This window comes from Variovorax sp. GW531-E2, from assembly GCF_059423125.1.
In genome coordinates this window covers 19,441-40,455 of sequence record NZ_JBWKXQ010000003.1, presented here as the reverse complement: position 1 = coordinate 40,455, position 21,015 = coordinate 19,441, and the positions used below count along the sequence as shown (strand labels likewise).

The following is a 21,015-nucleotide window of genomic DNA, read 5'->3' as shown; positions in this document are numbered from 1 at the left end:
CGCGGCGGCGCAGGCCGCCCGCCGTTCAGCTTTCGCGGCGGTACATCGCCCACTTCACGGTGAGCAGGTCCGCGGCGATCTTCGCGGCGTTCACGCCCGCGTAGGTTTCGGACGGATCGAACGCGAAGGCCGCCTGGTAGCGCTTGATGTGCGCGTAGTCCCGATCGAAGGTCATCGGGCCCATGAGTTCGGTCGGGTCGGTGCCGGCGGGAAGCGCCAGGAATTTCCCGGGGTCGGTGGTGCTCTGGTAAAGATCGACGCTCATCAGGTTCATGGCTTGCCCTCGAAGTCGTAGGCGCAAATCATCTCGGCCCTTCGCGCCGCATGCAATCGGCCCGCGCCTACAGGGCGTGCAGGCGGGGCGCTGTCAGTGCATCGCGCCTCAGGGCTGCTTCTTCTTCGCGATCTCGCCGGTGGCGATCTGCGCGCGCAGCCCGCGCAGGCTGGCCTTCATCTTGCGCTCGTTCTCGGGCCCCATGCGCACCAGGATCTTCTGGCCGGCCGAGAGCGATTCGAGCTTCGGATCGGCGTACTCGTAGCGCACCCAGGGCCGCTGCGAAGGAATGTCGCCCTTCACCTCGACCAGCTTCACCTGCACCGGCCCCGTGGGCTCGGGCGCCTGCAGCAGGTGGTCGATCACGGCGATGAAGCGGTCGTTGAAATAGCGGCCCGGATAGCCCAGCTCTTCGTACGCCTGCTGGAACAGCGGGTACAGCCGCGCATACACCGCCGCCGCCTTGGCCGGATCGACAGCCCCGGCCAGCATCACGATGCCGTTGTAGCGCGCCGCGTTGTTCGCCGCGATGGTCTGCACGCCGCCCTGCTGCGGCCCCTCGGTGATGAAGCGCTGCGGCGCGGGCTGCACGGGCCACTTGCTGGCGGGCGCCTGCTCGCGCGGCAGGTTGTCGACCGTGGCGACGAAGCGCCGCACCACGCCGTCGGGCTGCAGGTAGGCCGCGACGGCCTTGCCGCCCAGCAGCTCGGTGAGCGCCTTCATCACACGCGCATCGGAACTGGCCAGCGCGGGCAACGCGGCATCGGGCGGGGCCAGCGCCTCGACCGGGTTCTGCGGGCCCTTCGGCTCTTCAACCTTGGGCGGCTCGGGGGGCGCGTCGTTCGGGGCGACGGCCACGGGCGCGGTCGGCAGCGGCGCCAGTTGCTGCTGCTGGTACCAGCGCCAGCCGAAATAGGCCGCCACCAGCACGACCAGCGCCAGGCCGACGATGGTGCCCATCGGCGCTTCCTTGCGGGGTCGGAATTCAGGGGTGTCGCGGGGGGAGTCGGCGTCGGACATGGGCGGTTTCCTTTTGCGGGATGGCAGTGGGGAGACGAAAGGCAATGGTGCACCAGGATGGCCTGCACGGCCCGCACGATCGCCACGTTCTCGTAACCCCCTGTGACGCCCCACCCGCGCCGAAGTTCAGTCGCTCAGCCCGTCACGCGCCGCCGATGCGCACCACATGCGCCTCGCGCGGATCGACGCGGCCCGCGTGCAGGTCGGCGATCACGGCCTGCGCATGCGCGAAGCCGCGGCCCTGCGCCAGCGTCATCCAGCGGTTGCCCGGGCGGCTCAGCTCGGCGATGAAGCGGCCCTGCGCGTCGTTGAAGCGGCGGTTGACCTCCTGCGGGCCCCAGTCGGCATTGCGCTTGCGGATCTGCACGGGCGCGAAGTAGAGCTTGGGCGTGGGGCCGGGCAGCGCGCTGGTGTCGCCGAGGAACTCGGTCTTCTGCGCCGAGCCCGCATAGCAGTCGTACACCAGCGACTCGCCGAAGTGGTGGTGCACCGTGGCGCGCAGCGCGTCGTGGCCCGCGAAGTCGACATACAGCGTGGGCACGTCGGCCGCCAGCGTGGCGATCTCGCCGTAGGCCACCGTGCGGTCGTAGCAACCCAGCGCCTCGACGAAGGCGCGGTTGCCTTCCGACGTGGCCGCGATCAGCTGCAGGCCTTCGCGGCGGCCGAGGCAGAAGGCCGTGCCGAACGCGGTCTTGCTCGATGCGCTCGACACCACGACCTGCGTCGCGCCGAAGAAGGCGTTGTCTTCGAGAAAGTCGGCCAGCATGAACGAGGTGATGAACAGCGGGCGCACCAGCATCTGGTAGTCCTCCAGCGCGGCGACGTAGCCCGCGTCGTGGCTGCAGCGCATGTACTGGTTGTAGGCCGACACCAGTTCGCTGCGGTGCGCCGCGCCGTCGTAGAAGCCGCGCGGCGTCACGCGCACCGGCTGCATGCGCAGGTGGCTGGCAATGGGAAAGTAGCCGTAGAAACGCTCGCCCACCGCCACGCCTTCGACGTTCGATGCCACCACGTCGGCAAAGCCCCAAGCCGGCATGTGGCCCCAGTCGGCGTCGCCGGTGGGAAAGAACTGCCAGTACTTCATCACCGCATCGCCGAAGGCCGCGTAGGTGATGTTGTTGGTGGTGAGCGAGAAGCGCTCGATCTGCATCAGCACCTCGCCCGGCTGCAGGCTGCCGGCGTCTTCCGAAGTGACGATGCGAGTGGTTCCGAGTGCGTTCTTGCGCGTTTCGAGGCGGGTTAAAGTGAATGCGTTGTTCATTCGCAAACTGTAGGACGGCCCGCTTCGCCGCGGGTTCGGAAACCCGGTCCATGCCCGCCGCACCCCGCTCCAAGCCCCTGAAACGCCCCACGCAGGCGCGCGGCAAGTTCACCGTGCAGGCCATCTACGACGCCTTTGTTCGGATTTGGCGCACACAGGGCTGGGAAGGCGTGACCACGCGCGCCGTGGCGCTCGAAACCGGCATCGCCGTCGGCACCTTCTACGACTACTTCCCCGACAAGGAAGCCCTGCTCTCGGGCTATGTGCGCCACTGCGTCGAGGCGCTGCTGGCGCGGCTCGACCAAGAGGTGATTGCGCCACCGGACATCGACTGGCGCGAACGCACGCAGCGCCTCGTGTGCCTCACCTGCGACACGCACCTCGACGGGCTGCCCGCCTTCGACCACGAGATGCTGATGCTCGAACACCGCGTGGCCGAGCCCAAGCACCACCGGCGCGTGTACGACGAACTGCTCGTGCGCTGGACGCAGGCCTTCGCCGCCTGCCGCGACCTGCAGCCACCGCCCTCGCCCGCCACCGTGCAGGCGCTGCTGACCGCGGCCTGGGGCGGGCGCCGCTACCGGCTGCTGGTGCAGCCCGACAACGCGGCGGGGGATGCCTGGGTCGCCGAGATGGAAGCGATGGTCAGGGCGCGGCTGTTGGCGCGCTGAGCGCCTGCAGCCACGCCAGCGTGCCCTGCAGCTCGGCCGGGCGGATCTCGTGCGCGCCGGGAAAGTCCGAGCCCGACAGCGCCAGCGGCAGCCCGCGCGCCAGTTCGCGCGTGGCCTGCGCGGCGCTCGGCGGAATCACGTTGTCGGCGCTGCCGTGGCTCACCCACAGCGCCTTGCCCGCGAAGGCCTCGGGCGGCGCGATGTGCGGCACCACCTCGGGCAGCAGCCGGCTGTGCCACACCAGCGCGGCGCGCAGCTTCTCGGGCTGCGTGAGCAGCAGCGACAGCGACATGATCCCGCCCTGGCTGAAGCCGCCGACCACCACGCGCTCGGGCGGAATGCCCAGCTGCTGCGACGCCGACGTGACCATCTCGCCGATGAGGAAGCGGCTTTCGCGCTCCTGTTCTTCATCGATGCGGCGCCCGCCCTCGGCCAGCACCTGGAACTCGAACCACGCGTAGGAGCCGGGCGACAGCACGTACGGCGCGCGCAGGCTCAGCACGTGGAACTGCGGCGGCATCATGCGCGCCAGGCCGAACAGGTCCTGCTCGTTGCTGCCCACGCCGTGCATCAGCACGAGCAGCCAGGGTTCAGGGCCGCCCGAGGGTGCGGGATGGTGCAGGAACTGCAGGGGCAGATGGAGCGATGTCATGGGTCGGAAGGGTTTCGAAAAAATGACGGACGGCGCGGCTCAGCGAAAGCCCTTGGCCAGCACCCGTGTGACCTCGGCCGAGGACACCTCGCGGCAGCCGGTGGCGTTCTGCCCCGACCACAGCGGAGAAAAATCGCCGCTGCCCTGCGCCTCGGCCTTGGCGCGCAGCGGCGCGATGCCCGAGGTGGCGAGCGGAAATTCCGGCGCCGGGCCGATGGGGCCCAGCTCGCGCATCACGCGGTTGACGATGCCGCGCGCGGGTCGGCCGGTGAACAGGTTGGTGAGCGCCGTGTGGCGCGCGGCCTCGCTCTTCAGCGCCGCGCGGTGCAGCGCGCTGGTCATGGCCTCGGGCGTCAGCAGGTAGGCCGTGCCGACCTGCACGCCGGCCGCGCCCAGCGCCATGGCCGCGGCCACGCCGTCGGCATCCGCGATGCCGCCGGCCGCGATCACCGGCACCTTCAACGCGTGCACCAACTGCGGCAGCAACGCGAAGGTACCGAGCTGCTTCGTCAGGTCGTGCGACAGGAAATGGCCGCGGTGCCCGCCGGCCTCCAGCCCCTGCGCGATGACCGCGTCGACGCCCCTCGCCTCGAGCCACAGCGCTTCGTCGACGGTGGTGGCCGAAACCAGCACCTTCGCGCCCCAGCTGCGCACCTTGGCCAGCAGCGGCTCGGGCGGCAGCCCGAAATGGAAGCTCACCACCGGCGGCTTGAACTCGGCCAGCAGATCGGCCACCTCGGCGCTGAAGGGGTTGCGCCCGGGGCCGGTCGGGATGCCCGCGGGGTCGATGCCGAACTCGGCGTAGTACGGCGCCAGCGCGGCACGCCAGGCGGCCTCGCGTGCCTCGTCCGGCGTGGGCGGGGTGTGGGCGAAGAAATTGACGTTGTAGGGCTTGTCGGTGCCCGCGCGGATCGCCGCGAGTTCGCTGCGCATCGCGTCGGGGCCGAGCATCGCGCACGGCAGCGACCCCAGCGCGCCTTCGTTGCACACCGCGATCGCCATCGCGCTGGCCTGCGCGCCGGCCATCGGCGCCTGGATCAATGGAAGTTCGGTGCCGAGGATCTGTTGCAACGTCGTCATTCGGGGTGCGCTCCTGTGTCCGTGTGTCGAATGCACGGCATTGTCCGGCCAAGCCGTTGAGCGCGGCGCCCGCGGGGTCATCGCGGGCGCAAACGCCCGCCGGCTCAACGCGCCTTGCCGAAGTCCTTCAGCTTGAAATCGGTGTCGTCCTGGTAACCGTACAGGCGGCACACCGCGCGGAAGTCTTCCACCGCAAAGCCGGTCCAGGTGTAGTTGCGAGCACGGCGGCCCGTCTGGCGATTCTGCACATCGAAGGACAGCGAGGCCTTCGGCTCCGGCAGGTTGATCGTCTTGTGCAGGCTGGGCACGAACTTGAACTCCTGCATGCCGAAGCGCTTGGAAGCCCCGAGCGCCGTGCGCACGACGATGGCCTCAGGCGTGAACTCGTAGCGCGACACGAAGAGATAGTCGCGCCGCACCGCGACGATGACGGCGAGCGCCAGCAGCAGCGTCACCGCATAGAACAGCGGCGTGTCGATCGTGCGGTCGACCAGGAAGCGGTAGGCGTAGTTGAACACCAGCGAAGTCAGGCCGACCATCAGCACCAGCTGCCCGAGCTGCATCAGCAGCCACTTGGCCTTGTTCGAGACGGAGACGATCACGACCGCTTCACTCCTCGCTGGTCCACTCCACCTGCACGCCCAGGCTGCGCAGGTTTTCCACGAAGCGCGGGTGCGCGCGCCGGATCGGGGTCGCGTTGCGGATCTCGGACTTGCCTTCGATGCTGGCGGCCACCATGAACAGCGCGATCGCCACGCGGATGATGTAGGGGCTCTCGACCACCGCCGGCGTGAGCGCGTGGCCGCCGAAGGTGATGAGCCGGTGCGGGTCGGACGAGAACACGTGCGCGCCGAACTTGGACAGCTCGCCGGTCCAGCCCAGCGCGCCGTCGTACACCTTGTTCCAGAACATTGCGTTGCCCTGCGCGCGCACGCCCAGCGCAATGAAGATCGGCAGCAGGTCGACCGGGAAGTACGGCCACGGCGCGGCTTCCACCTTGGTGAGCACGTTGCTGGTGAACGGCGTCTGCACCTTCAGCGGGCCGCTGCGGATGGCGCGCGACCAGCCGTCGGCATGCTCGATCTGCACGCCGAACTTGGCAAAGGTGCGGTCGATGAGCGGAAAGTTGCCCGGCGCGCTGTTGCGCACCACGACGTCGCCGCCGGTGATCGCGCCCAGCGCCAGGAAGGTGGTGATCTCGTGGAAGTCTTCGTCGAAGCGGAACTCGCCGCCGCCCAGCGCGCCGCCGCCATGCACCGTGAGCCGCGAGGTGCCCATGCCCTCGATGCGCACGCCGATCATGGCCATGAAGCGGCAGAACTCCTGCACGTGCGGCTCCGAGGCCGCGTTGGTGAGCGTCGAGGTGCCGTCCGCGGCGGCCGCGCACAGCACGAAGTTCTCGGTGGTCGTCACCGAGGCGTAGTCGAGCCAGTGGTCGGTGGGCGTGAGCCGGCCGGGCGCGTACACCAGCAGCGAGCCCTCGGTGCGCTCCACCTGGCCGCCGAAGCGCTGGAACACCTCGACGTGCGGATCGATCTCGCGCACGCCCAGCGTGCAGCCCTTGACGTTGTCTTCCAGCCGCGCCACGCCGAAGCGCGCCAGCAGCGGCGGCACCAGCATGATCGACGAGCGCATTTCCTCGGGCAGGCGGTGGAGCGCCGCATCGAAGGTGGTGGCGCGGTGGTGCAGCTCGAGCGTGCCGCTCTCGTGGTCCATGCGGACCTCGCTGCCCAGCGTGCGGAAGATGTCGAGGATCTTGCGCACGTCGGTGATGTCGGGCACCCCGTGCAGCCGCAGCGGTTCGCCGGTGAGCAAGGTGGCGCACAGCACCGGCAGCACCGCGTTCTTGTTGGCGGAGGGAATGATGCGGCCGCGAAGGGGCGTACCGCCGTGCACGATGAGGTTGGACATGAAGGGGGCGAACAGAGGGGGCGAAGGCACGAACTGTTCGCGCCGGACGGCGGAACTTTACCGTTGGAAACGACGGGTTTCCGGGGGCTCAGTTGTAAGAATTTGGAAACGCCCGCGACGCACAGGTACGGCCGCGGCGTTGCCTGGGAGGCCCGTCAGGCCTTGCGCTGGAAGCCCGGCGCCTGGTCCACTTCGGTCGGCTTGTAGATCTTGTGCGCCGCCGTCGCGCTGCCCGCGTCGGCCACCACCAGCAGGCGCCACAGCGGCTCGCGCACGGCGCACATGCTTTCCTCGGGCGTGAGCGCGAAGGTCGGCAGCGCCGGGGCGGTGCCCTTCACGACCACCTTGAGCAGCATCGCGCCCTTGGCGTTCGACACCTCGATGTCGTAGCCCAGCGCCTTGCTGGTGACGTCTTCCGCGTTGTAGCCGTAGCCCTTGAAGTGGCCCATGACGTAGGCCATGGCGGCGGCCTGCACGGCGTCGGTCGTGGTCGGGCCGGCCGGGGCAGCGTCGGCGTCGTCGGCCGCCGGCACGCCGCCGCGGGCCTTGGCGGCCGTGATGTCGGCCTCGGTCGGCACCCAGCCGCGCGCACCGCGCACCAGCACGGCGAGCTGCTGCTCGGGTTCCCAGCTCGCGACGTGCCATTCGGCGTCGTCGCGCACGCGGGTCGACACCTTGGCGCTCTTGTTGCTCTCGAGCTCGGCAATGGCGACGCGGTTGGTCTGCAGCACGGCGCGGAAGCCCTGGCCGGCGTCGAAGGTGCGCTTGAGCAGGGCCAGGCGGTCCTTGGCGCGCTGCGCCTGCTGGGCGCTGCGCACGCCGCCGCCGGGGCGGCGCTGGGCGTCGAGCGATTCCAGGTAGAACCAGCGGCCACCGGCCGCCACGCTCACGTACTCGCCCCAGATGGTGGCGATGACGTTGTCGCCGGTGGCGAGCCAGGCGTGCTCGAACGGTTTGTCGCGTGCGTCGAACACCCCCATCTTGGCGACGATTTCGACCGGCGTGAGGCGCGGTCCGGAGAGCCGCATCTCATCGATGGCGGCGAGCACGGAGGGGTCGACTTCCTTGTCCATTCAGCGGAATTCTGGCGAGTTGGGAGGGGGTGGGAGTATGCCGCATCGGCCGTCGCTCCCCGGTGCCCGGCGCCGCGCCGCGTGTACCCTCCGTGCCTTGAAAGCCCCCGCATGCACGACCTGCTGACCTCCTATTTCTGGCACGGCGACACGCTGCGCAGCCGCAGCGTGAGCGGCATCGTGCATGCGGCCCTGCTCGACGTGCCCGAGCCCCCGGCCCGCCTCGTGGCCGACTGGCAGCGGGAGATCGCCACGAACGTGCCGCTCGAACCCGGCGATGTCGAGCCCATGCCGCTGGCCCGCGCGCGCACGCGCTGGCCCGACTATGCGCAGTGCGTGCAGGCGATGTCCGGCTGGCTGGGCACGCTGGGCTTGCCCGCGTCGCTGCTGCCCGCCAGCGACGTCGCCCTGATGGCCTGCCGCGGCGCCCGCTACCACCACGACGGCGCGCAGTACGGCGGCGCGGCCTTCTGCAACCTGTTCCTCAGCGAAGACAAGGGCCTGGACGTGCACTTTCCCGTCACCGGCCACCGCATCCCGCTCACGCGGGGCACGGCCCTGCTGTTCGACACGGGCCAGCCCCACGCCGTGGTGCCGCGCGGCAGCGACCACGGTTTCAATGCGGCCGATTTCCCGGACAGCCAGGACCTCACGCAGTTGTTCCTGACCTGGGAGCTGTCGATCGAAGACGCGCAGGTGGCGCGGCTGCTCGGCGTCGGCTTCGATGTCGATCCGGTCACCGCGTCGCGGCTCGATGAAGAACAGGTTCGAGTGAACGGCGAACCGGCCGAGGTCTGCACGAGCTCCGGGCTTTGGCGTAGCGCCCAATAGAAGTCACTCGCCCAGGCGGTAGTGAGTCCCCGGCCGCGCCGCCGAATCGATGATGTCCCGCCACGACTTGCCCGCGTTGCGCAGTTGCTCGATCGACGGGCCCAGCGTGTTGCCGTAGCGGCTGTGCGACCTGGCTTCGAGGGCCTGCAGCTCGTGCGAGGGCGTCAGCGCGCGGTAGTGCAGCTTGAGATCGTCCCGCTGCGCGAAGATCCAGCGCGCCACCTGTTCTTCACTCACACCGTCGGCCAGCATCCGCTCAGCGGCAGGCCCCAGCTCGGCCACGGCCGCTTCGTAGGTCTTGCGTACGTTGAGGTCTGCCATGCGGACTCTGGAGTGGATTGACGGGCGATTCGGCCCATTGTGCATACGACGAGGGCGCTACAGTGGCGGTCCCCTCATCTCTTTTCGTGCATGCCCGGAGCCCCGACGATGCGCCACCTCTTCAACGTGTTCGGCCGCACCCTGCGCGTCGAAATGACCGATGCCCGCTGGCGCAGCCACTGGGTCGGCGCCGACGGAAAACTGGGCCTCGCCCAGCTCGCGATTCCGCCGGACGTGGCGCCGGCCGACCTGGCGCAGTACCTCTACGACATCTACCACGAGAACGCGACGCCGACGAACGGCGATGTCTTCGAGATCGGGGCGAAGTGAGCCCGGCGCGGCTATCGCTGCGCGGCCTTCGATGACGCACGAAACAGCAGCCAGGCCACGCCGCCAAACGCCAGCACGAACACCAACAGCGGCCCCACCTCCCGGGCCCTGAAGCCCTCGCTCGCGAGGTTGCCAAGCAAGGTCCACGGCACCAGCGGAAACGCGAGCAGCACCACCACCGCAGGCACATGCGCGTGCAGCGGAAAAAGAACCAGCGCAAGGCCCGTCGACAGCAGGCTCGCCACCAGGTACGCGAACAGAAGCTTGAACACCACTTTCATGCGGCGATTCTGACCGCCTCCTTGCCCAAGCCGGGGTGACAGATGACACGGCAATCTGCTACACCTCGCGGTACCCACCCGTCCCCCTGTGCAAGGAGATCCGACCGATGGCCCCAGCCAAGAAGCGCGTCGCCGCGAAGAAGCCCTCGCCCGCTGATACGAAAGTCCCCAGGATGCCGCACGGGGTGCTGACGCCGGCGCTGTCGTCCGGCAGCGTGCGGCTGCACGTGACGGGGCAGATCAAGCTCCTCAACAGCTGGGTCGATCTCCCGCCCGAGATGGCCGCCGCGATGGTGGCGCAGTCGGCACAGGCCGATGCACCCGCCGCGGGCCACCTGCCGGGCGAAGCCTCCCCCGCCCTCACCGCCGCGCTCGCCGGCGCGGCCGACGCGCTGTGCACGCGGCTCTCTCCGGTGTCGACCTTCGGGCTCGCGCAACTCCAGCGCCTGCCGATGGACGTCGAGACCTCGATGGACCCGCGGCTGCAACTGGCGGTGATGAACCGCCGCGCGGGCAAGCAGAGCATGCCCATCTCGTCCGCCGATGGCGATTCGGTGCCGGTGGTGGCGCGCGTCACCAGCCATGCCGAGTGGGCCGACATTCCCGATGTCGATGCGGGTTCCGACATCGGCACCGCCGACGACGGCACGGTGCTCGTCACGGGCCGCATTCCGCTGGGCAAGGCAGAAGTCATTCGCCAGCATCCGGCCGTGCTCAGCATGAAGGCCTCGCAACCCGTGCTGCCGGCGCTGAACAACACCATCGCATCGATGGGCGTGCAGGCCGACAACCTCGCGCTCGCCGGCACGGCCGGTGGCAGCGGCGTGGTGATCGGCGTGGTCGATTCGGGCGGCGACTTCGCGCACCAGAACTTCGTCAAGGCCAACGGCAAGACGCGCCTGCTGGCCCTGTGGCAGCAAGGCGCGCCGGCCAAGGCCAACAGCCCCTACGGCTACGGCCGGCTCTTCGAGGCCGCGGACATCGACAAGGCGCTGAAGAAGGCCGATCCGTACAAGGCGCTGGGCTACGACCCCGGCGCGGGCATGCCGGGCAGCCCGGGTTCGCACGGCACGCATGTGATGGACATCGCCGGCGGCAACGGCCGGGGCTCACTGCAACCCGGCGTGGCGCCGAAGGCCGACCTGATCTTCGTCGAGATGTCGGCCCGCGACATCGCGTGGACCGGCCACAACGCCGTGTTCAGCTCCTTCGGCGATTCGGTGCAGATGCTCGAAGCAGTGAAGTTCATCTTCGACCGCGCCGGCGACAGGCCCTGCGTCGTCAACCTGAGCCTGGGCACGAACGGCGGCCCGCACGACGGCACCTCGCTGGTCGAGCAGGGCTTCGATGCGCTCGTGTCGCAAAAGCCCAACCGCGCGATCGTGCTGGCGGCCGGCAACTCGCAGGAAGACAACACGCACACGGCGGGCACGGTGCCCGGCAACGGGCACCTCGACGTGTCGTGGACCCTGGTCAACGGCAAGGGCGGCGAGTTCGAGCTCTGGTACGGCGGCAGCCAGCGCCTGCGCGCCGAGCTGCTGGGCCCCGACGGCGAGGTGCTGGCCAGCGTCGCACCGGGAGAAAACTTTCCGCTCGGCGCGGGCAACGGCGAGATCGCCGCATTCCTCAGCAGCCGCATCACCGACCCGAACAACAAGGACAACGTGATCGGCATCTGGCTCGCACCCAACTGGCCCGACGGCGAGTTCAAGGTGCGGCTGCACGCCCTGGCCGCCGACGACGTGCCGTTCCATGCGTGGCTCGAGCGCCTGGACAGCGGCCAGTCGTACTTCGGCCAGCCGGTGAAGTCGCACCTGCTGGGCTCGCTGTCGACAGGAAAACTGTCGATCGTGGTCGGTGCGTACGACGCTCGCAAGACGGGCGAGCCCGCCGCCAGCTTCTCGAGCGCAGGCCCGACGCGCGACGGCCGCCCCAAGCCCGAGGTCAGCGCCCCCGGCGTGCAGGTGAAGGCCGCGCAGTCGCGCACGAAGGACGGCATGGTGAAGAAGTCGGGCACCAGCATGGCGGCGCCGGCGGTGACGGGGCTGGTCGCGCTGATGCTGGCCAAGGCTCACAAAGCGGGCAAGAAGCTGACCATCGCCGACATCCGCGCCAGGCTGAAGGCGGGCGTCAAGCCCGGCGCCGGGCCGGCCGGCTGGGACCCGCAGCGCGGCGACGGCCGCGCCGACAGCGGCGCCATCTGACGATCCAGCCATGACCCCCACGCCCGGTGCGGTTGTGCCGAACCCGAGCGGGGGGTGTAATCTGTGTTCCCGCCCCCATCTGCCCTCTCATGCCCATCGATTTGCGCTCGCTCAAGAAGCTCGACTTTTCGGCCGCCCCCGCGCCGGTGTCGGGCGAGCGCGTCGTCGTGCTGGTCAAGCTGTGCGAGGGCGCCGAGCGCCCGGACTACATCGCCGCGCGCGCCGACATCTCGCCGGGCCTGTTCTCGGCCGAGATCCCGCTCGACAAGCTCCAGCAGCTCGAAACCGACCCGGCCGTCGAGTCGGTCGAGTTGTCGCGCCGGCTGCCCAACATCTCCTGACACGCGACCCACCCGGGTCGCTGCCTTCGCGCATGCCATGCCGGCAGGCGCCCGCACACGCGTGCCCCACACCCCATCCCAAGGAACACCCATGAAAGTGCTCGACGATGCCGCGCGCGCGGCGGTCCGGTCGGTGATCGCCACCCACCAGGCGCAGTTGGCCGCCCTGCCCGGCTACGTGGCGGCGGAGCCGGGCTTTCCGCTGGTCGACGGCCGGTTCCTGCGCGAGCCCGCCGTGATCGTGTTGGTCGACCGCAAGCGGCCCTTGTCGGAGGTGCCCGTGGCCGAGCGCGCGCCCCGGCAGCTCGGCCCCTACCGCGTCTGCGTGATGCAGGCCGACCCCGCGCGGCAGCTGGCCGCCAGCGCGGACTTCGAGGACACGGTGAACGCGCTCGCCGAAGCCGCCGTCGGCCTCGTCTACAAGCCGCCTGCGGGCCAGCCCATCGACAAGGTCTACAACGTGAAGCAGCCCTTCCTGTGCCACGTCGGTCCCGACGCGGGGTGGCCGGTGCTGCGGCCTTTTCTCGAAGGCACCACGCGCTCGCTGTCGGTGGCGATGTACGACTTCAACGCCGACCACGTCGCCCAGGTCTTCATCGACCTCGTGCGCAACGGCGGCATCGCGGCGGCGCTGAGCTGGGACGACGGCATGACGAAAGAAGAACAGGTCATCCGCAAGAAGCTGCGCAAGCTGCAGCAGGAGGCCGACTTCACGGCCTGGCTCGTGCAGTGCGGCAAGGGCCGCCGCTTCGCCAGCGCATACCACGAGAAAGTGGCGGTGCGCGACCACAAGGCCTTCTGGCTGTCGAGCGGCAACTGGAGCCGCCGCAGCCAGCCCGACATCGACCCCGTGGGCACGCCCGCGCAGGCCAAGGGCATGTTCAGCAAGGGCAACCGCGAGTGGCACGTGATCTGCAGCGACGCCGTGCTCTCGAAGGTGTTCGAGAAGTACATCCTGCACGACCTCAAGGCCTCCGAGAAGGAAGAAGCCGACGGCGCCGCCGACGCGGCGCTGGACGTGGCGCCCAAGCTCACATTGCCCGACGTGTTCGTGCCGCTGGACCACCTGCTGGAACAGGCCGTGACCTTCGCGGGGCCGGTGGTGCCGGTCGAACCCGCACGGCTGCCCGCGGTGAAGACCACGGTGAAAGTGCAGCCCGTGCTCACGCCGGACAACTACCTGCCGCACATCAACGCGCTCATCGACAGCGCACAGACCTCGCTGTACCTGCAGTTCGCCTACATCACCTGGAGCGATGCCGACAAGGACGCGGACTTTCGCGCGCTGCTGCGCAAGCTCGCACAGCGCAGCACCGAGCCGGACCTCGACCTGCGCATCATCCTGGGCAGCACCAGCGCGGCCGACAACATCCGCAAGCTGGTCGAGGCGGGCTGCAACCAGGACGTGTTCCGCGTCCAGGGCAGCATCCACAACAAGGGCATCATCGTGGACGGCCAGGTGGTGCTCGTGAGCAGCACCAATTGGTCGGGCGACGGCGTGCTGCGCAACCGCGACGCCGGGCTGATCATCCACAACGAAGAAGTGGCGCAGTACTACCAGCAGGTCTTTCTCGACGACTGGGACTCGCGCGCCAAAAGCCGCGTGGACGACGACCCGCCGGTGACGCTGGCCTCAGCCGGCGCGCCCACGCCGCCGGGCATGGTGCGCATGTCGTGGAGCGACTATCACGGGTGAGACAACGCCTCGATGAAATCCACCGAGTGCAGCACCCGCCGCAGCTCCGGATCGTCCGAGGCCTGCCACGCCGGCAGCTGCGCCAGGAAGTGCGCGATGAAACGCGCCGCCGCGTGCGACGGCGCTTCCTGCGCGCGGCGCACGATGCCCACGACGTTGCTGTGGAAGCGCTCGCGCAGCTGCAAGGTCACGAGCGCATGGCGCAGGCTCTCGGTTTCCACCAGCGGCCAGGGGCAGAAGGTGAGCATGTCGGTCTTGCGCACGAGGCCCAGCATCATCGACGGCGAATGCGCCAGCTGGATGCGCTGCACGGGCGCGGCCAGGCCGTGCTGGCGGAACAGGTTGTCCAGAAAGCTCGCGCCCTCGCCCGGCGTGAAGTTGAGCACCCAGTCGTCCTGCAGCAGCTCGGCCATCGACTGCGCACCGGCCCGCGGGTGGCCGCGGCGCGCCACCACGGTCATGTCGTAGCGGAACAGCGGCTGCGCCTGCAGCCCCTGCATGGCCTCGTCGGGGCCGATGCGGCCGATCAGCAGGTCGAGGCTGCCTTCGCGCAGCCGCGGATAGCTGAGCGCCGACAGGCCGTCGAACATCTCAAGCTGCACGTGCGGCAGCTCTTCGCGGAACAGCGACACCACGCGCGGCAGCAGGGTCTGCGTGATCCAGGGCGTGATGGCCACGGTCAGGCGCTGCTGCGCGCCGGTGTCGCGGTGGCGTGAGAGCGTGTCTTCGGCCTGGCGCAGCTGGGCCAGCACGCGCTGCGCATGTTCGAGCAGCTCCAGCCCGGCCGGCGTGAACGCGATGCCGCCGCCGTGGCGCGTGAACAGCGCCACCTGCGCATGCGCCTCCAGTTCGCGCAGGCCCTGCGTGACCGTGGCCTGGGTGACGCCCAGCGCCCGCGCGGCGGCGCGGATGCTGCCTTCGGAGGCGACGGCGGCGAGATAGCGGAGCTGGTGCAGCTTCATGGCGGCCGATTATCCGCAGCCGCTCGCGGCGACAGGCGCCGCCCGCCCCTGCATGGCGGCGCCTGTCTGCCCCGGCTGGCAACGAATTCCTAGACTCGCCGCAAGACAGCAAGGAGACAGATTCCCCCATGACGACCTACACCGTCGACAACGCCGCCGCCCTCGACAGCGTGCTGCCCGCCGTGCGCGAGGTCGCGCCCGAGATGGTCGGCCTGCGCCACCGCATCCACGCCCACCCCGAGCTGGCCTACGAAGAGCACGTCACCAGCGAGCTGGTGGCCACGCGCCTGGCCGAGTGGGGCTACGAGGTGCACCGCGGCCTGGCCGGCACCGGCGTGGTCGCCACGCTGACATGCGGCACGGGCACACGGCGCCTGGGCCTGCGCGCCGACATGGACGCACTGCCGATTCAGGAAGCCACCGGCCTGCCCTATGCCAGCCAGGTGCCCGGCAAGATGCACGCCTGCGGCCACGACGGCCACACCAGCATCCTGCTGGCCGCCGCGCGTGTCATCGCGCAGGAGCGCGGCTTCGACGGCACGCTGCACCTGATCCTCCAGCCGGCCGAGGAAGGCCTGGGCGGCGGGCGCCGCATGGTCGAAGAAGGCCTGTTCGATCGCTTTCCCTGCGACGCCATCTTCGCGCTGCACAACATGCCCGGCTTTCCGGCGGGCAAGTTCGGCTTCAAGGAAGGCTCGTTCATGGCCTCGTCCGACTCGGTCACGATCACGGTGACGGGGCGCGGCGGACACGGCTCGGCGCCGCACCTGTCGGCCGACCCGGTGGTGGCGGCGGCGCACATCGTCGTGGCGCTGCAGACCATCGTGTCGCGCAATGTCGATCCGCGCGAGATGGCGGTGGTGTCGGTGGGCGCGATCCACGGCGGCGACGCGCCCAACGTGATTGCCGACAGCGTGCAGATGCGCCTCACGGTGCGCGCCTACCGCCCCGAGATCCGTGCCATGCTGCGCGAGCGCATCACCGAACTGGCGCAGGCGCAGGCCGTCACGCTCGGCGTGAAGGCCGAGGTGGACTACCACTGGCGCTACCCCGCGCTGGTGAACGACGAGGAATCCACCCGCTTCGCACGGCAGGTCGCGCACGACTGGCTGGGCGACGACGGCCTGCTGCCGCCGCTGGCGCCGCTCACGGGCAGCGAAGACTTCTCCTTCATGCTGGAGCGCTGCCCCGGCAGCTACCTGATCGTGGGCAACGGCGAAGGCGAGCACCACCGCACCGGCGGCTGCATGGTCCACAACCCCGGCTACGACTTCAACGACGCGATCCTGCCGATCGCGGCCAGCTACTGGGTGCAGCTGGTACGCCGCTTCCTCGCCGCGCAGGCCTGAGCGGGCCTTCTCCTTTCCCACTTCCCCGTACTGGAACCGCGATGACCCGTCTTGCTTCTTCCGTTTCGCGCCGCGTGGCACTGAGCGCGCTCGGCGCCGCCGCCTTCTGTGCCGCCGCCCCCGCGTTCGCGCAGGGTACCTACCCCGCCAAGCCCATCAAGCTGCTGGTCGGCTACGCGCCGGGCGGCTCGGTCGACATGGCCGCGCGCGTGGCGGCGGACATCCTGTCGGCCAAGCTCGGCGCGACGGTGGTGGTCGAGAACGTGACCGGCGCCGCGGGCGTGGTCGCGGCGCAGCGCGCGGTGAGCAGCCCGGCCGACGGCTACACGCTGCTGGCCGGCTCCAGCAACGAGATGGCGGCCACGGTGCTCGTGAACCCCGCGCAGCGCTACGACCCGGTGAAAGACCTGACCCCGGTCAGCCTGCTCGCCTTCGCGCCCGTGCTGCTGGTGGCGAGTCCGAAGGTGGGCGTGAAGAACCTCGACGAGTTCATCGCGCTGGCCAGGCGCAACCCCGGCAAGTACAGCTACGGCAGCTCGGGCGTGGGCTCGACGCTGCACTTCGTGGGCGAGCAGATCAAGCAGCGCGCGGGCCTGTTCCTCACGCACATTCCCTACCGCGGCACCGCGCCGCTCACGAGCGACCTGGTCGGTGGCACGCTCGACTTCGCGATCGTGTCGCCCACCGCTGCGGCACCGTTCCTGCAGGGCGGGCGGATCGTGCCGCTGGGTGTCTCGTCGGCCAAGCGCTTTCCCGGCCTGCCGCAGGTGCCGGCGCTCGGCGAGCATCCGCAACTGAAGGGCTATGAGCTGAGCGGCTGGTTCGCGCTCGCGGGCCCGAAGGACCTGCCCGCGCCCGTCGTGCAGAGCCTGCGCGCGGCGCTGCAGGCCGGCCTGGCCGACCCGGCGATCCGCCGGCGGCTGGAAGAAGGCGGATCCATCCCCGCCACGGGCAAGGAAGACCTCGGGCAGATCATGCGCGAGGACACGGCCAAGTACGCGACGCTGGTGAAGTTCGCGAACATGCGCGACTGAGGCCCGCCGGGTCGTTTCAGCGCGGGGCGTCGCCGCCCTGGCGCTCCTCCACCCACCACTTCGCCTGCGCGGCATTCATCGCGCGCGCATTGACAATCATTTCCTCGATCTGCGCACGCGTGGCCGGCGAATCGACCATCCAGGCGGTCTGCACGGCATGCGCGGGCCCGCCTTCGGCAAGCCGGTATTCCAGACAAAAACGAACCTCATTGCTCATCGGTGATCGAACCCTCTCTCTTCGCCACCGATTCTGTCTGACTCAAGTGAAACAGAACGCTTCTTCGATGCGTCGCAGCCACAGGAAGCGATGGCGTTTTGAGGCCATTCGTTCACAATGATTGCACCGTTGTTGCAGCGGAAAGGAGTGTGAAACCATGTTCGACTTCTTGTTTCGGCCCACCCACACGGCCTATTTGAAACGTGCCTCGGCACTGCTCGAAGAGGCGCAGATGGCACGCATCGAACACCAGGCTGCCGCAGAGCATCACAGCGCCCTCGCCCGCATGTACGCGGAACGTGCCCGGCGGCTCGAGAACGAGCTGTACCGGCAACCGCGCGCCGCGGAGCACGGCACCGAGGCAGTGGCGGTCGCGGTGGAAGACCGCCCGCAGCTGTACTCGCTGGATGGCAGCCGCAAGGCGACGACGCACCCGGCCGGCAGCTGACGCCGGCCCGCGCGATCGCCTCGAGGTCGCGCCCGGCGACAAGGGCGCGGCTGTGCCGATGCGGTGATCTGTGGTGATGTAATCCGGCTCCCCGGCCCTCACCGCGAGAACCCCATGCGCTTCATTGCCTGCATCGCCGCCTGCGCGGCCCTGGCCCTGTCCCAAGCCCACGGGCAAACCGCCGCGCCTTACGACGGCCCGCTGTTCGACACCCACCTGCACTACAACCAGGAAGCCTGGGACGGCACCGCCGGCCCCTTCCCGCCCACCGAGGCGCTCGCGCGCATGCAGCGCAACCAGGTGAAGGCCATCATCGCCAACTCGCGGCCCAATGCCGGCACGCAGACCCTGGCCGCCGCGCGCGAAACCCGCGCCGCCGGCGTCACCGTGGTGCCCTTCGTGCGCCTGTACCGCAACCGCGACGACTACAACAACTGGTTCCGCGACGAAAGCATCCACGAGATGGTGCTGGCCGAACTGGCGCGCGGCACCGCCAGCGGCCCCTACCGCGGGCTCGGCGAGTTCCACCTGTACGAGAGCGCCAACGCCAACGGCCCGGTGGCAAAGAAACTGATCGCACTGGCCGAGGAGAAAAAGCTCGCCGTGCTCGCGCACGTGGACGACGTGGCCGTCGACCTGCTGATGGCGAACGCGCCGTCGAAGGGCCGCGCGCTACGCCTCATCTGGGCCCACACCGGCATCGGCGGCACGCCGGTCGAGCGCGTGCAGGCGATGCTGGAGCGCTACCCGCTGCTGATGGGCGAACTCTCGTACCGACCCGGCCTGACCTGCGAGGACGGTCGCCTGTGCCCCGAGTGGCGCGCACTGATCCTCAAGCACCCCGATCGCTTCATGGTCGGCTCCGACACCTGGGTCAACCAGCGCTGGAGCGCCTACGACGAGATCATGCGCGGCTACCGCACCTGGCTGGGCGACCTGCCGCCCGCCGTGGCGCAGCGCATCGCCTGGGGCAACGCGGCGGCGCTGTTCGACCTGCGCTAAGACCGACCGGTCTCAGGCGGCCTGATCGCGCCGCGCGGCCACCTCGCGCAGCCGCTGGTGCGCGGCACCGTCCCACGCCACAGGCTGCTGGTTCTTCGCGCACAGGTAGTGGTGCGTGAACACGCCCAGGTAAGCGTCCAGCGTCTGCTGCGCAGCGTGCTCGCCGGCCAGGTCCATGCACATCGCGGCCACCTCGCTGGTGCAGAAGTGGTCGTTGCGGCCGGAGTTGCGCAGCTTGTACTGCGTGATCTGCTCGGGCTGCAGGCTCAGCACCGGCAGCCGGTCGAGGTAGGGGCTGCGGCGAAACATCTTGCGCGCCTCGGCCCAGGTCGCATCGAACAGGATGAAGAGCGGGCGCTTCGCGCTGCCGCCGCCGGCCGCATCAGGCGATGCAGGAACCCCCAGCACCACGCGCTCGGGCGCCGCGTACTGCCCCGGGAACACCACATAGGGCTGCCATTGCGGGTCGCCCAGCAACGCCAGCAGCGCGGGATCGGTCTCGGTGCGGGCCCAGCCGAAGGCGAAGGTGTCGGCCACCACATCGGCCACCAGCCACCCGGTGTTGGTCGGCTTGAGCGGCTCGATGTCCGCCATGAGCAGGCACACCCCCGCGCGCGTGGCCACCGGAGGACGCACGGCGCACATGCAATGGCTGGGCACCAGCCGGCAGCCCGCACAGCGCTCGCGCTTGAAACCGCCACGGGCAAGAAAAGGCTTGGCGCTGCGCGCCAGGCGCGCGACGCGAAGGAGGGAGACGGCGTGAGGCATGCCCCGATTCTCGGTGGCGTTGCCGCCAGCGCCGTGCGGCGGCATGCGCCGGATCGCTAGACCAGCCGCAGGTCCTTCACCGCCGCACCGCCGAACACCCGCGCCACCTGCGCCGTCGACAGCCCGTACATCCGCTGGAACAACCCGCCCAGCACCGCCCGGTACTCGTTGAGCACCGCGTGGTCGCGGTTCTGGAACAGCGTGGCCTGCGTCAGCGGCTGCTGTTCGCCCACGACGCGCCCGCCCGCCTGCGCGGCCAGGCCGCCGCCGAGCACCCAGTACACGGTGCCGTGCCCGTGGTCGGTGCCGCGGTTGCCGTTCTCGCGGAAGGTGCGGCCGAACTCGCTGACGACGACCACCACGGTCTGGCGCCAGGCAGGCTCGCCCATCTCCTGCGCGAAGCCCGCCACGCCGCGGCCCAGTTCTTCGAAACGGTTGGCCAGGTAGCCCTTGGCCGCGCCCTGCCCCACGTGGGTGTCCCAGCCGCCGACGTCGACAAAGCCGATGTCGAAGCGCTCGCGCATCAAGAGCGCCATGCGGCGCGCGACCTGCTCGAAGCCCTTGGGGCTCATGGCGTTGCGGCTGGCGGCGTCCATCTCGGCCTGCATGGCGCGCACCACCTCGTCGCGCACCTGGAAGCCCTCGGCCACGGGCTGCGCGAGCGCGGTGTTGCGGTACATCGACGCAATGATCTGGCTCTGCCGCGCATCGAGGGCCTGCCGCGCCACGCCCGCGAGCGCCATGTTGGCGGCCTTGGCGTCGTCGCCGCGCAGCACGATGGGCAGCTGGTCGGTGAAGGCGATGGGCGACACGTCGGCCAGCGGTCCGGCGCCGAGCACGCCGGCCAGCCGGTTGAGAAAGCCCGAGCGGTAGTCGCGCCGCGCGTTGTCGGGCGCCACGCCCAGCTCGATGGCGTCCTGCGTCTCGAAGTGGCTGCGCGTGAGGTCGTCGGTGCCGGCGAAGGCGATGAAGGCCGCCTGCTTGCGCTGGTACAGCGGCAGCACGCTCTGCGCGAGCGCGGGGTGCAGGCCCCAGTCGCCGCCCTCGAGCGGCAACGCGCCGTCGGGCGTGCCGGGCCGGGGGATGGCGATGTTGGGCCGCGAGGCGTAATAGAAGTCGCTGTTCGCGGTGGGCACCAGCAGGCTGGTGCTGTCGTAGGCGCCGCGCAGGAACACGACGAGCAGCTTGGTGCCCTCGGCAGCGGGCGCGGCGACCGCGCGCGCTGCGGCGCCGGCCAGCGGCGTGGCGGCGATGAGTTGCAGCAGGTGTCGACGTTGCATGACGGTCCC

The 21,015-nt window shown here is 69.9% G+C and carries 24 protein-coding genes; 10 read left to right on the top strand and 14 right to left on the bottom strand.

From position 1 onward, the window contains the following. Positions 1-25 precede the first annotated feature (25 nt). The 3 genes from AC07XP_RS03055 to AC07XP_RS03045 all read right to left on the bottom strand — a co-directional run bounded on the left by AC07XP_RS03055 (position 26) and on the right by AC07XP_RS03045 (position 2,555). Positions 26-265 carry a hypothetical protein gene (locus AC07XP_RS03055; RefSeq protein WP_495263762.1) on the bottom strand — a complete coding sequence of 80 codons (240 nt, stop codon included), beginning with the start codon at positions 263-265 and terminating at the stop codon, positions 26-28. 117 nt (positions 266-382) lie between these two features. Then, the gene (locus AC07XP_RS03050) at positions 383-1,294 is read right to left on the bottom strand and encodes a DUF3014 domain-containing protein (RefSeq protein ID WP_307694026.1); all 912 of its coding nucleotides are present in this window, start codon (positions 1,292-1,294) and stop codon (positions 383-385) included. A gap of 142 nt (positions 1,295-1,436) precedes the next feature. Beyond that, the gene (locus AC07XP_RS03045) at positions 1,437-2,555 is read right to left on the bottom strand and encodes a DUF2855 family protein (protein WP_495263761.1); all 1,119 of its coding nucleotides are present in this window, start codon (positions 2,553-2,555) and stop codon (positions 1,437-1,439) included. Between the two features lie 50 nt (positions 2,556-2,605). Here AC07XP_RS03045 and AC07XP_RS03040 point away from each other — a divergent pair, with 50 nt between their 5' ends. Beyond that, complete coding sequence (locus AC07XP_RS03040; protein ID WP_495263760.1) at positions 2,606-3,226, top strand: TetR/AcrR family transcriptional regulator; 621 nt, start codon at positions 2,606-2,608, stop codon at positions 3,224-3,226. Here the strand turns inward: AC07XP_RS03040 and AC07XP_RS03035 are convergent. The 5 genes from AC07XP_RS03035 to AC07XP_RS03015 all read right to left on the bottom strand — a co-directional run bounded on the left by AC07XP_RS03035 (position 3,201) and on the right by AC07XP_RS03015 (position 7,942). Next, positions 3,201-3,878 carry an alpha/beta hydrolase gene (locus tag AC07XP_RS03035; protein ID WP_495263759.1) on the bottom strand — a complete coding sequence of 226 codons (678 nt, stop codon included), beginning with the start codon at positions 3,876-3,878 and terminating at the stop codon, positions 3,201-3,203. The two genes, AC07XP_RS03040 and AC07XP_RS03035, sit on opposite strands and share 26 nt — an antisense overlap. 39 nt (positions 3,879-3,917) lie before the next feature. Then, positions 3,918-4,958 (bottom strand): NAD(P)H-dependent flavin oxidoreductase, encoded by a 1,041-nt coding sequence (locus AC07XP_RS03030; protein ID WP_495263758.1) that lies wholly within the window; start codon positions 4,956-4,958, stop codon positions 3,918-3,920. Positions 4,959-5,062: 104 nt separating this feature from the next. Continuing rightward, positions 5,063-5,560 (bottom strand): hypothetical protein, encoded by a 498-nt coding sequence (locus AC07XP_RS03025; protein WP_495263757.1) that lies wholly within the window; start codon positions 5,558-5,560, stop codon positions 5,063-5,065. Positions 5,561-5,567: 7 nt separating this feature from the next. Beyond that, a complete protein-coding gene (locus tag AC07XP_RS03020; protein WP_495263756.1) occupies positions 5,568-6,869 on the bottom strand; it encodes a UDP-N-acetylglucosamine 1-carboxyvinyltransferase in 1,302 nt (433 codons plus the stop codon). A 155-nt stretch (positions 6,870-7,024) separates the two neighbouring features. Continuing rightward, positions 7,025-7,942 carry a protein NO VEIN domain-containing protein gene (locus AC07XP_RS03015; protein ID WP_495263755.1) on the bottom strand — a complete coding sequence of 306 codons (918 nt, stop codon included), beginning with the start codon at positions 7,940-7,942 and terminating at the stop codon, positions 7,025-7,027. A 111-nt stretch (positions 7,943-8,053) separates the two neighbouring features. On the opposite strand from AC07XP_RS03015, the gene AC07XP_RS03010 reads away from it, so the two are divergent. Then, positions 8,054-8,773, top strand: coding sequence for a hypothetical protein (locus AC07XP_RS03010; RefSeq protein ID WP_495263754.1), 720 nt, complete (start codon positions 8,054-8,056; stop codon positions 8,771-8,773). 3 nt (positions 8,774-8,776) lie between these two features. On the opposite strand, the gene AC07XP_RS03005 is transcribed toward AC07XP_RS03010, so the two are convergent. After that, complete coding sequence (locus tag AC07XP_RS03005; protein ID WP_390344812.1) at positions 8,777-9,094, bottom strand: hemagglutinin; 318 nt, start codon at positions 9,092-9,094, stop codon at positions 8,777-8,779. Positions 9,095-9,202: 108 nt separating this feature from the next. Here AC07XP_RS03005 and AC07XP_RS03000 point away from each other — a divergent pair, with 108 nt between their 5' ends. After that, on the top strand, positions 9,203-9,424 hold the full coding sequence (locus tag AC07XP_RS03000; RefSeq protein WP_143599026.1) for a DUF7661 family protein: 222 nt from the start codon (positions 9,203-9,205) through the stop codon (positions 9,422-9,424). A gap of 11 nt (positions 9,425-9,435) precedes the next feature. Here the strand turns inward: AC07XP_RS03000 and AC07XP_RS02995 are convergent, their stop codons facing one another. After that, positions 9,436-9,705 (bottom strand): hypothetical protein, encoded by a 270-nt coding sequence (locus AC07XP_RS02995; protein ID WP_390344816.1) that lies wholly within the window; start codon positions 9,703-9,705, stop codon positions 9,436-9,438. Between the two features lie 107 nt (positions 9,706-9,812). On the opposite strand from AC07XP_RS02995, the gene AC07XP_RS02990 reads away from it, so the two are divergent. The 3 genes from AC07XP_RS02990 to AC07XP_RS02980 all read left to right on the top strand — a co-directional run bounded on the left by AC07XP_RS02990 (position 9,813) and on the right by AC07XP_RS02980 (position 13,946). After that, the gene (locus AC07XP_RS02990) at positions 9,813-11,909 is read left to right on the top strand and encodes a S8 family serine peptidase (RefSeq protein ID WP_495263753.1); all 2,097 of its coding nucleotides are present in this window, start codon (positions 9,813-9,815) and stop codon (positions 11,907-11,909) included. 89 nt (positions 11,910-11,998) lie between these two features. After that, complete coding sequence (locus AC07XP_RS02985) at positions 11,999-12,250, top strand: hypothetical protein (RefSeq protein ID WP_495263752.1); 252 nt, start codon at positions 11,999-12,001, stop codon at positions 12,248-12,250. Between the two features lie 91 nt (positions 12,251-12,341). After that, the gene (locus tag AC07XP_RS02980; RefSeq protein WP_495263751.1) at positions 12,342-13,946 is read left to right on the top strand and encodes a phospholipase D-like domain-containing protein; all 1,605 of its coding nucleotides are present in this window, start codon (positions 12,342-12,344) and stop codon (positions 13,944-13,946) included. Here AC07XP_RS02980 and AC07XP_RS02975 read toward each other — a convergent pair. Further along, entirely contained in the window at positions 13,937-14,908 is a 972-nt protein-coding gene (locus AC07XP_RS02975) for a LysR family transcriptional regulator (RefSeq protein WP_495263750.1), read from the bottom strand. The genes AC07XP_RS02980 and AC07XP_RS02975 overlap by 10 nt on opposite strands. Before the next feature lie 128 nt (positions 14,909-15,036). On the opposite strand from AC07XP_RS02975, the gene AC07XP_RS02970 reads away from it, so the two are divergent. Both AC07XP_RS02970 and AC07XP_RS02965 read left to right on the top strand, forming a co-directional pair. Continuing rightward, positions 15,037-16,257 (top strand): M20 aminoacylase family protein, encoded by a 1,221-nt coding sequence (locus tag AC07XP_RS02970; protein ID WP_495263749.1) that lies wholly within the window; start codon positions 15,037-15,039, stop codon positions 16,255-16,257. Between the two features lie 41 nt (positions 16,258-16,298). Beyond that, positions 16,299-17,291, top strand: a complete 993-nt coding sequence (locus AC07XP_RS02965; protein WP_495263748.1) for a Bug family tripartite tricarboxylate transporter substrate binding protein — start codon at positions 16,299-16,301, stop codon at positions 17,289-17,291. Positions 17,292-17,307: 16 nt separating this feature from the next. On the opposite strand, the gene AC07XP_RS02960 is transcribed toward AC07XP_RS02965, so the two are convergent. Next, entirely contained in the window at positions 17,308-17,508 is a 201-nt protein-coding gene (locus AC07XP_RS02960) for a hypothetical protein (RefSeq protein WP_062474379.1), read from the bottom strand. 157 nt (positions 17,509-17,665) lie between these two features. Here AC07XP_RS02960 and AC07XP_RS02955 point away from each other — a divergent pair, with 157 nt between their 5' ends. Together AC07XP_RS02955 and AC07XP_RS02950 are read left to right on the top strand one after the other, a co-directional pair. Continuing rightward, on the top strand, positions 17,666-17,956 hold the full coding sequence (locus AC07XP_RS02955) for a hypothetical protein (protein WP_062474377.1): 291 nt from the start codon (positions 17,666-17,668) through the stop codon (positions 17,954-17,956). A gap of 114 nt (positions 17,957-18,070) precedes the next feature. Further along, on the top strand, positions 18,071-18,958 hold the full coding sequence (locus AC07XP_RS02950; protein ID WP_495263747.1) for an amidohydrolase family protein: 888 nt from the start codon (positions 18,071-18,073) through the stop codon (positions 18,956-18,958). A 12-nt stretch (positions 18,959-18,970) separates the two neighbouring features. Here AC07XP_RS02950 and AC07XP_RS02945 read toward each other — a convergent pair whose 3' ends face one another. Then, positions 18,971-19,726, bottom strand: coding sequence for a tRNA-uridine aminocarboxypropyltransferase (locus AC07XP_RS02945; protein WP_495263746.1), 756 nt, complete (start codon positions 19,724-19,726; stop codon positions 18,971-18,973). A 56-nt stretch (positions 19,727-19,782) separates the two neighbouring features. Beyond that, entirely contained in the window at positions 19,783-21,006 is a 1,224-nt protein-coding gene (locus tag AC07XP_RS02940) for a DUF1501 domain-containing protein (protein ID WP_495263745.1), read from the bottom strand. Between the last annotated feature and the right edge of the window lie 9 nt (positions 21,007-21,015).